The 7,358-nt window shown below is 38.8% G+C and carries 8 protein-coding genes, 1 tRNA gene and 1 riboswitch; of the genes, 3 read left to right on the top strand and 6 right to left on the bottom strand.

From position 1 onward, the window contains the following. The first annotated feature begins 342 nt into the window (after window positions 1-342). From EP737_RS15650 to EP737_RS15640, 3 genes are all read left to right on the top strand, one after another. Window positions 343-1,266 (top strand): TauD/TfdA dioxygenase family protein, encoded by a 924-nt coding sequence (locus EP737_RS15650; protein ID WP_129728903.1) that lies wholly within the window; start codon window positions 343-345, stop codon window positions 1,264-1,266. A 241-nt stretch (window positions 1,267-1,507) separates the two neighbouring features. After that, window positions 1,508-1,580, top strand: a tRNA-Cys gene (locus tag EP737_RS15645). Between the two features lie 174 nt (window positions 1,581-1,754). Beyond that, window positions 1,755-1,861: riboswitch (SAM riboswitch) on the top strand. A 70-nt stretch (window positions 1,862-1,931) separates the two neighbouring features. Next, window positions 1,932-2,267, top strand: coding sequence for a hypothetical protein (locus EP737_RS15640; RefSeq protein WP_129728902.1), 336 nt, complete (start codon window positions 1,932-1,934; stop codon window positions 2,265-2,267). A gap of 95 nt (window positions 2,268-2,362) precedes the next feature. Here EP737_RS15640 and EP737_RS15635 read toward each other — a convergent pair whose 3' ends face one another. The 6 genes from EP737_RS15635 to EP737_RS15610 form a co-directional block, all read right to left on the bottom strand. After that, window positions 2,363-2,569: a hypothetical protein gene (locus tag EP737_RS15635; protein WP_129728901.1), complete on the bottom strand. Its 207-nt coding sequence runs from the start codon at window positions 2,567-2,569 to the stop codon at window positions 2,363-2,365. A 735-nt stretch (window positions 2,570-3,304) separates the two neighbouring features. After that, window positions 3,305-4,444: an amidohydrolase gene (locus EP737_RS15630; protein ID WP_129728900.1), complete on the bottom strand. Its 1,140-nt coding sequence runs from the start codon at window positions 4,442-4,444 to the stop codon at window positions 3,305-3,307. Window positions 4,445-4,582: 138 nt separating this feature from the next. After that, entirely contained in the window at window positions 4,583-5,110 is a 528-nt protein-coding gene (locus EP737_RS15625) for a GNAT family N-acetyltransferase (protein WP_129728899.1), read from the bottom strand. A gap of 33 nt (window positions 5,111-5,143) precedes the next feature. Continuing rightward, window positions 5,144-5,914 carry an amino acid ABC transporter ATP-binding protein gene (locus tag EP737_RS15620; RefSeq protein ID WP_129728898.1) on the bottom strand — a complete coding sequence of 257 codons (771 nt, stop codon included), beginning with the start codon at window positions 5,912-5,914 and terminating at the stop codon, window positions 5,144-5,146. Continuing rightward, window positions 5,911-6,621, bottom strand: coding sequence for an amino acid ABC transporter permease (locus EP737_RS15615; RefSeq protein WP_129728897.1), 711 nt, complete (start codon window positions 6,619-6,621; stop codon window positions 5,911-5,913). The genes EP737_RS15620 and EP737_RS15615 overlap by 4 nt, the downstream gene beginning before the upstream one ends. Before the next feature lie 15 nt (window positions 6,622-6,636). After that, window positions 6,637-7,344, bottom strand: a complete 708-nt coding sequence (locus tag EP737_RS15610; protein ID WP_129728896.1) for an amino acid ABC transporter permease — start codon at window positions 7,342-7,344, stop codon at window positions 6,637-6,639. Window positions 7,345-7,358: the final 14 nt, after the last annotated feature.

The raw sequence follows: 7,358 nt of genomic DNA, 5'->3' as shown, positions 1-7,358 counted from the left end.
TTCCTTGAGGAAGGGGACTTCTTTTCAGAAAATCTGTTAAAAATTAATAACTTGTAAGAGAAATATTTTTTATATCTAATCCCTTGACAGTATCCTCCATAAGCTCTAATATATTGACTAACCCGATCGGATTAAACGACTTTGACACCTATAGAAAATATGCCGACCAGACACCTGGAGGCCAGAGCTATGCTCTGGCCTCCTTTGTTTATCCAAGCTTTATCGGTTCATAAGGAAGGATGATGTAAATAAAAGCCCATCAGTAATATTAAGAAATCCACATGTGTTCAGGTAACGGCATTTCCGGCACTGGCCAAACAAATTAATCAGGAGGTATTAATTATGAGCGTAATTGATAAAAGTCACCACACTAACAAAGGTTTGGAAATTCATCCGATAGCAGGTCGAATTGGCGCAGAGATCAGCGGGATTCGTCTATCTGCGGATCTTGACACCTCGACAGTTCATGAGATTCGTCAAGCTTTGTTGCGGCACAAGGTAATTTTCTTCCGTGGTCAGAATCATCTTGATGATGAAGGACAAGAATCATTTGCTCGATTATTAGGAAATCCAGTTGCCCATCCAACCGTACCTACGAAACAGAATACTGATTACGTGCTTGAGCTTGATTCCGCTCATGGCGGACGTGCTAACTCCTGGCACACAGATGTAACATTCGTGGACGCATATCCACAGATTGCAACTCTTCGTGCTGTTGTCATTCCATCTGCTGGCGGTGATACCGTCTGGGCAAATACCGCAGCCGCTTATCAAAGTCTTCCTCTGGAGCTGCGTGATCTTGCCGATCGCCTCTGGGCCCTGCACAGCAATGAATACGACTATGCGAGAAACCGCAATAATGTTTCATCAGAAGACGAGAAACGCTATCGTGAAGTATTTATCTCCACTTTATACGAGACCGAGCATCCAGTCGTACGGGTTCATCCGGAGACAGGAGAGCGCACACTTGTGTTGGGACATTTCTTCAAGAAATTTCTAGGCTTATCATCATCTGACTCAGCCCATCTGTTTTCAATCTTACAAGGATACATTACTCAGCTAGAGAACACTGTGCGCTGGCACTGGAGTGTTGGAGATGTGGCAATTTGGGATAACCGGGCAACACAGCATTATGCAATTAATGATTACGGCGATCAGCATCGTGTAGTGCGACGGATCACGATAGATGGCGATGTACCTGTTGGTATCGATGGCCGACGCAGTGTTACTCGAAAGAAAGCGACGAATCTCCCGAATAAAGCGTAATTAAAACTTGTTCCATATGATACAAATTCATTTCTGTTACTAAGTCCCATGGAGAAAGTGCCGAATAATTCCGCTATCGGAATGAAATCGGATAATGGTAAAATACAAAGCTTTTCGCTAACTGTATGTACGAGATTATATGAAAAACACTTAACGACTTACTGTTAAGAAACCGATCAGTAACACCCACTGTAGTTAGAGTAAGCTTAGGCGGGAATACGTTTTACCCGCCGTTTCTTAAGGGGGTATAGCCAAGTGGTAAGGCATGGGTCTGCAAAACCTTTATTTCCCTGGTTCGAATCCGGGTACTCCCTCCTACGTTTATTTTGTTAAGGGCCTTTTTGTACATTGTATAGTTCACTATTGAACTACCCGCCACTTCCCGACTTTTCGTAAAGCGGACAAATCCTAACTTGGGAATACGATCCCATTGACAATCCCAAGTATATCAATTAGAATAATAAGTAATTAAATAAAAAAGTGAAAATCTCTTATCCAGAGAGGTGGAGGGACTGGCCCTGTGAAACCTCAGCAACCACATACTTGATTTTGTATGGTGCTAATTCCAGCAAAGCTTAGCTTTGGAAGATAAGGAGAGGTGTCTTTCTAATACGAAAACCCTCTTCTTAGGAAGAGGGTTTTCGTATTAGAAAGGGGAATCTGTAATGAGCATCAGAGAGACACAGTTGGAGGTAAACGATTATTTAGATTTGTACTTGTATGCCGGAAGCATCGGTGATACATCATGGCAACAAGAAATTATGGAAAAGCTCCAAAATTTCCATAACGAGGTTCAGCAAGACAACCAATCCTTCGCGCTCGATAACCTTTTAGAAAAATACAAACATCTGAATGAAGAAATTCTTACTATTTACAACCAAATACGAAGTCAACCTTCTAATAGCTATTTACAAGATACAATTTTGAAACTGAAACAGCAGCGTATTTCATTAGGACGTGAAATTCATTTAGCGAAAAATCAGCCTCCAAAGATTATATAGTAGACAAAACAATTTAGTTTAGATATTTTATACAATGATGAGTAATTGATAAAAAAAGTACCCTATCTAAAGATAAGGTACTTTTTCTATGCTTATTAGCATTTTTCTTTCATAGTAACCATCATATTCATCATAGATGTCATCATCTCATCACATTCTTGCATTTTAGACATCATTTGATCCATAGGCATGTCCATGTTCATATCACACATCTTATCCATTGTCATTTTCATACAATTCATTTCACACATCATTCTTTCCATACACGCCATCATCATCATCTGCATACACATTTTTTCCATTTTACATTCCTCCCCAGATATATGTATTGAATAAACAGGAAATAAAAAGCGCATAAAAAGTTCCGCAAACGTACCTAGTAATTGATTTGTTGCAGCAACATTATAGTACTGGATCATGCAAATCAAATTACTATCATACTTGTGAACTTTTTATGCGCCTCTTGTCGTCAAGTCAGCGTTTCCTTATTTACCCAATATTGATTATATAATGGAAATATGTAACTTTCAATCCAAAATTATACTATTTTACTTACATTTAATACTTTTACTTTTATTTAAAATGTAATTTTCTATGTTGTTTTACTGGAATCCGCTTTGATTTTCCACGCCAACTCTAAAAATCCACCTAAATTAGGTAGATTTTTAGAATATTACGCCTGAGTATTCATCTTATCCCCAAATCAAGACCGTGTTGCAGCGTAAAGGTCTTGTTGGCAGGATAACATGTTTTCGAGTGCAAATGAGCATTCTCCTGCTTTCGAATGGCAAAGCATGCCATCACGAGTATCGTTACAAACTGTTGTCCCTTTTTTAGGCATAAGAAAATCCCTCTTAGATAAACAGTACTGTCTACTTAAGAGGGACAATATCAAAAGGGGAAGTCTGCCTAAAGCGAGATTCAATTTATATAAGTTATTTGGAGCACTATCATCATTCACAGATAAACAAGTATATTAGGATTCTATGTTTCTAAAAATCATCTTTTACACTAGAACTCTATTCCTTGCAGATTACTTAATTCCATTGATTTAATACTTCTTTCGAACTGTTATATAAAAAATAAGCAGCTTTTATAATAGCTGATTCATCTAGGGTAAATGCAGGATGGTGCCACTCCTCATTCCCATTTGTACCAAAAAAAGCAAATGTCCCTGGTACATTATTAAGATAGTATGCAAAATCTTCACCAGCCATTGATAGTTCTGGATCCATAACAAGCAAGGATTGCTGCTGAGCAGTATTCCGAGCTATCTCTGTCACGGCCTTATGATTAACCAGTGGTGGCGGACCTGGAAACCAGTCAATCTTAACCTTCTGTGAAAAAGCTGTGGCAACTGCTTCGACAATGGTATAAAATTTTGCTTTTACGTCTTCACGAATCGCAGTGTCAAAGGTACGAATGGTGCCTTCAAGTATGACATCATCCGGAATAACGTTCCATGTGCTGCCGCCTACTATTTTCGTCACACTTAATACAGCACTTTGGAGCGGAGACACACTCCTACTGACAACTGTCTGAAGAGCAGTGATCAGATGCCCGGCCGTTACAATCGGATCCTTTCCATGTTGCGGTATTGCTGCATGGCTCCCTTTACCGTAAAGAACGATATGAAAACGATCCACCGCTGCCATTAAAGGTCCTTCTTTTAAGCCAATTGTCCCGACGGGCAGCTCTGGTTTATTATGAAGCCCAATAATCGCCTCCACTCCATCCAAGTGTCCATCTGCTATCACCTGTTTTGCACCTCCCCCTAATTCCTCTGCCGGTTGAAAGAGCAGGCGCACTGTTCCATTCAATTCTGACTGGTTTTTTTTCAAAAGATAGGCAGCACCGATAAGAGCCGCCGTATGAAAATCATGACCGCAGGCATGCATGACCCCCTTTACTTTTGAAGCATAGGGAAGTCCTGTTTTTTCCTCGATTGGAAGTGCGTCAATATCTGCACGCACAGCAACTATTGAACCTGGTTTTCCTCCTTGTATGTCTGCAAAGACGCCTGTTTTTAATTTCGTTTTCCGAATCATAATATCTAGTTCACGCAACCATTTTTCAATGGATCTGGTTGTTTCAAATTCTTGGTTTGATAATTCTGGATATTGATGTAATTGACGACGAATCGATATCAAATGAGTCTCTAATTCCGTCTGATTCATAGCGTGCTCCTTCCTTATAAGATGAAACTTCCATCAGAGGCAGCTGCCCTCTGATGGTTAACTGTAACAATCGAGCTTTTACACATTGTTTAGCCCCTCTTAACTTCTTCAATTTTCCTATTCTTTCAGTAGATATATTTACCACCTATTAAACCCAGATAAATCTAAACGATAGCATTTTACTAAAATATCATTATTCATAAACTCTTTTGTTTGATCTCGCTTAAAGCCAAGCCACTCATATAAACGAATCGCTTTTTGCATTTTATCGCTTGAGTGCAAATATAATTGATTTGCTCCTTGAGACTTTGCAAAATGAACACCCGCTTTTAATAATTCTTGCGCTACACCACGTCCCCTTGCATGGGGATGAACAGCTAACAGGCGAATAATTGGTGAAAAAATTTGTAATTCAGGCTTTTGGTATGCTTTTTCAGATGACTCGAATAACTGTAATGTCCCGAGAATATTGCCGTCGCTTTTCGCAATTAATATCTTTTCTACATCTGGATTATCAACTGATGCCTTAATATTTGTTAAATAATTCTTCCAATCTTGCGAATTTGTATATTCATGCTCATACTGCTGATAGCTTTCAACCAATAAACGCCGAACCGTTTCTTTTTCTTCCTCTACTAACTCATCAATTATGATTTGGTTTGTCACCACAACTCCACCTTTTTCTCTATGATTTACTCTTTAATTAACCTGTTCTTTTAGAGGTGTAAAGAAAGATTCACTCGATATCCGTTGTAAAAATCGGCGAGTGCGTTCTTCCTTCGGAGCATGGAAAATTTCTAAAGGTGTGCCTTCTTCAATGATTACTCCTCCATCCATAAACAAGACACGATCAGACACCTCTTTGGCAAAACTCATTTCATGTGTGACAACAACCATCGTAATCCCTTCTTGTGCAATAGTCTTAATGACGGATAGAACATCCCCCACTAACTCAGGATCAAGAGCTGACGTAGGCTCATCAAAAAGAATTACCTCCGGATTCAGCGCTAACGCCCTTGCTATTCCTACTCTCTGTTGCTGCCCCCCTGATAGCTGTGATGGATAGTGATGTAATTTATCACTTAGCCCTACTTTCTCAAGCACCTGCTCACTGTGATTTCTCGCCTCTTTTTTCTTAACTTTCTTTGCAGTGATTAAACCTTCCATCACATTTTCCAATACTGTTTTGTGGGCAAATAAGTTGTAGTGCTGAAACACCATGGCAGATTGTCTTCTTAGTGACAATATTTCCTTTTTCTTCGCTTTTTCTGAATGGACCTGTACATTTCCAATTTGAACAATGCCCGTATCAGGTGTTTCCAAAAAGTTCAGGCATCTTAGTAATGTTGTTTTCCCTGATCCGCTCGGACCAAGAATCGTAACCACTTCCCCTTTTTCTATTTTCAAGTTAATTCCTTTTAGCACAGGCTGCTTATTAAATGATTTTTTTATTCCTTTTAAATAGATCATGATACGCCTCCCCGATTATAGGCTGTCACCTTTTTTTCCACTAAAAATGAAAGACCCTCCGCTAGAATGGTAAGACCCCAATAAATAATACCTGCAGCAATAAAAGCTTCTAGAAATTTCAAGTTTGTTGATGCAACAATATTCGCAGCACCTGTCAATTCTTTCTCCGATACGAGAAATGCAATGGATGATGTGTGTAAAAAACCGACAAAAATATTTGTGAAATTCGGAATAGATTGAGCTAATGCCTGAGGTAAAATAATTCGGATCATCGCTTGAAACTTGGTCATCCCAACGGAATAAGCTGCTTCCATTTGTCCTTTTGAAACGCTAATAATACCGGATCGGATCATTTCTGATAAATAGGCACCTGCGGCCAAGGATAAGGCTATTAAAACAAACAAAATAACGGGAATAGAATTAGATTGAATACCCAAAGCAAACTTTGCAGAAATTCGATCAATGAGCAATGGAAATCCAAAATAAATAAGCATAATATGCATGATAATAGGTGTTCCCCTAAAAAAGGAGACATACCCATTTGCTGCATGATAAAGATATCTCACTTTATAGACTCTAACGAGTGCAACACTAATACCTATTAAAAATCCAAGCAATAAAGGAACAATCGTTAAGGTGAGAGTAATAGGAAGGGCCTTGATAATTTCCTTAAAAGCTACCCAAATAAAGGGAATATCGATTGTCATTTTCACTCCTCCTTTTTAAGCCGCAACAGATACATCAGCTTTCTGATAACGATTGAAATATTTTTCTAGCTTACTAAATACTTTTTCAAACAATAACACTACAGCATAATAGATAATAGAAAGGGATATATACACCTCCAGTGCATGTGCTGTTGATGCAATAAGCGTATCGCCTCTTCCCATCATGTCCATTACACCGATCGTAAAAGCAAGTGAAGTATCTTTTAATGAGCCAATGACAGAATTCGCCATATTCGGGAACGCAATCCGTATGGCCTGTGGCAGAACAATTCGAAAAAAGTTTTGGCTGCTTGTCATTCCGACAGAATAGGCAGCTTCCGTTTGCCCATAATCAACTGCACGGATTGCTCCTCGAAAAATTTCAGCAAAGCCAGCTCCATTACTAATCGCATACGTAATAATGACAAAATAAATGGCATCCATCTTAGAAATATCAATATGAAAAAGCATAAGAACTGCAGGTAAGCCATAAAAAACAAGGAATAATTGGATTAAAATTGGTGTCCCTCGAATAAATGAAACATATAAAATGACCAGTTGATTGAATACAGGAATTTTAAATAACCTCGGTATAGCTGCTGCTATACCGAGGACAAGTCCTAGAAAAATAGATGCTGTTAAAATCTGTAGAGTTACCCCTAGGTAATGAAATAGAGTCGGAATAAACTCGATTATTAGCGTAGGATCAAATGCTTTCCCCATCCTTATACAACCTC

This window comes from Ectobacillus funiculus (genome assembly GCF_004138295.1).
In the GTDB taxonomy this organism is placed as follows: Bacteria; Bacillota; Bacilli; order Bacillales; family Bacillaceae_G; genus Ectobacillus; species Ectobacillus funiculus.
The sequence above is the reverse complement of the archived record's forward strand: the minus strand, read 5'-3'. Positions and strand labels throughout refer to the sequence as shown.

What these genes read in the sequence shown, in the direction of transcription:
- EP737_RS15630 (WP_129728900.1), bottom strand. Translation starts at nt 4,444, where the DNA reads ATGAATCAGACGGAATTAGAGACTCATTTGATATCGATTCGTCGTCAA.
- EP737_RS15635 (WP_129728901.1), bottom strand. Translation starts at nt 2,569, where the DNA reads ATGGAAAAAATGTGTATGCAGATGATGATGATGGCGTGTATGGAAAGA.
- EP737_RS15615 (WP_129728897.1), bottom strand. Translation starts at nt 6,621, where the DNA reads ATGACAATCGATATTCCCTTTATTTGGGTAGCTTTTAAGGAAATTATC.
- EP737_RS15620 (WP_129728898.1), bottom strand. Translation starts at nt 5,914, where the DNA reads ATGATCTATTTAAAAGGAATAAAAAAATCATTTAATAAGCAGCCTGTG.
- EP737_RS15640 (WP_129728902.1), top strand. Translation starts at nt 1,932, where the DNA reads ATGAGCATCAGAGAGACACAGTTGGAGGTAAACGATTATTTAGATTTG.
- EP737_RS15650 (WP_129728903.1), top strand. Translation starts at nt 343, where the DNA reads ATGAGCGTAATTGATAAAAGTCACCACACTAACAAAGGTTTGGAAATT.
- EP737_RS15610 (WP_129728896.1), bottom strand. Translation starts at nt 7,344, where the DNA reads ATGGGGAAAGCATTTGATCCTACGCTAATAATCGAGTTTATTCCGACT.